Raw genomic sequence first — 1,800 nt, forward strand, 5'->3', positions numbered from 1 at the left:
GTTGCTCCAGGCGTCCACGAAGTCCTCGACGAACTGCTCTTCGGCGTCGTCAGCGAAGTAGGCGTCTGCGGTGGCGCGGAGGCGAGCGTTCGAGCCGAAGATCAGGTCGAGACGAGTGGCCTCCCACTCGACCTCGTCGGTGTCGCGGTCGCGGACCTCGAAGAGCTCGTTGTCTTCGTCGACTGGCTCCCACTCGTAGTCCATATCGAGTAGGTTCACGAAGAAGTCGTTACTGAGCGTACCCGGCTGATCCGTGAGGACGCCGCGACCGGTATCCTGGTAGGTCACGCCGAGTGCACGCATCCCGCCGACGAGCACCGTCATTTCCGGAACAGACAGGTTCAGTAGCTCTGCCTTGTCGACCATCCGCTCCTCCGGAGAATCGTAGAGGTCGTCGTACTCGCCGCCGAGATAGTTCCGGAACGCGTCAACCTTCGGTTCGAGCACCTCGAAGGATTCGACGTCGGTCTGCGCCTGGGTCGCGTCCGTGCGACCGGGTTCGAACGGCACCTCGACATCGTAGCCGGCGTCCGCCGCGGCTTCCTCGATAGCCGCGTTCCCGCCGAGCACGATGAGGTCGGCCAGCGAGACATGCACGTCGTCAGAGCGGGAGTCGTTGAACTCCGTCTGGACAGATTCGAGAGTTTCGAGTACAGTCTCCAGTTCCTCGGGTTCGTTGACCTCCCAGCTCCGCTGGGGTTCGAGACGGAGGTGCGCACCGTTCGCACCGCCGCGCTTGTCGCTGTCGCGGTACGTCGACGCCGACGCCCACGCGGTTTTGACCAGCTGGGAGCGTGAGAGATCCGAAGCGAGAAGTGTCTTTTTGAGTTCGGCGATCTCCTCGTCGCCGACGAGTTCGTAGTCGACATCCGGGACGGGGTCTTGCCAGACGAACGTTTCGTCGGGGACCTCCGGGCCGAGGAATCGCTCGGGCGGGCCCATATCGCGGTGGATCAGTTTGTACCACGCCCGCGAGAACGCCTCCTGGAACTCTTCGGGGTTCTCTTGGAAGCGCTCGAGGATCTCCCGGTAGTCGTCGTCGTGTTTCAAGGCGACATCCGTCGTCAGCATCATCGGTTCTTCTGTCTCCGAGGGATCCCGCGCGCCGGGTGCGTCGTTGATGTCGTCGCCGACCGGCCGCCACTGCCAGGCACCGCCGGGCCCCTTGACCGAAGTCCAATCGTAGTCCAACAAGTTGTCGAGATAGTTCATATCCCACACGGTCGGCGTAGCGTTCCATGGACCTTCGATGCCACTCGAGATCGCATCGAGGCCGCCAATCTTGTCTCCGTACTCCTGGGCCCAGCCGAGGCCCTGCTCCTCAATCGGCGCTGCCTCGGGTTCGGGACCGACGTGCTCCTCGGGGTCATCCGCACCGTGGACCTTCCCGAAGGTATGGCCGCCAGCGATGAGCGCGGCGGTCTCTTCGTCGTCCATCGCCATCCGGCTGAACTCCTCGCGAATGTTCTTCACAGATCCTTCGACATCCGGTTCGCCGTACGGCCCCTCGGGGTTCACGTAGATAAGGCCCATCACGGTGTTGCCGAGCGGGTCTTTGAGATTGCCGACCTCGCCGTCGTCAAACCGCTCGGGCGAGGTTGTCTCCCACTCCGTCTCGGGGCCCCACTCGACGACCTCGTTGGAGGTGAATGCGTCCTCGCGGCCACCGGCGAAGCCGTACGTCTCGAACCCCATCGATTCGAGGGCGACGTTCCCCGCGAGCACGATGAGGTCTCCCCACGAAAGCTTCTTACCGTACTTCTTTTTGACCGGCTGAAGCAGGCGGCGGGCCTTGTCGAG

1 protein-coding gene is annotated in these 1,800 nt (G+C 63.3%); it reads right to left on the reverse strand.

Going from position 1 to position 1,800, the window contains the following annotated elements:
• Positions 1 to 1,800, reverse strand: a 1,800-nt coding sequence (gene katG / locus PHA81_RS20755; RefSeq protein ID WP_273838783.1) for a catalase/peroxidase HPI, incomplete at both ends; no start/stop codon positions are given.

The organism is Halococcus sp. PRR34, assembly GCF_028617175.1.
GTDB lineage: Archaea > Halobacteriota > Halobacteria > Halobacteriales > Halococcaceae > Halococcus > Halococcus salifodinae.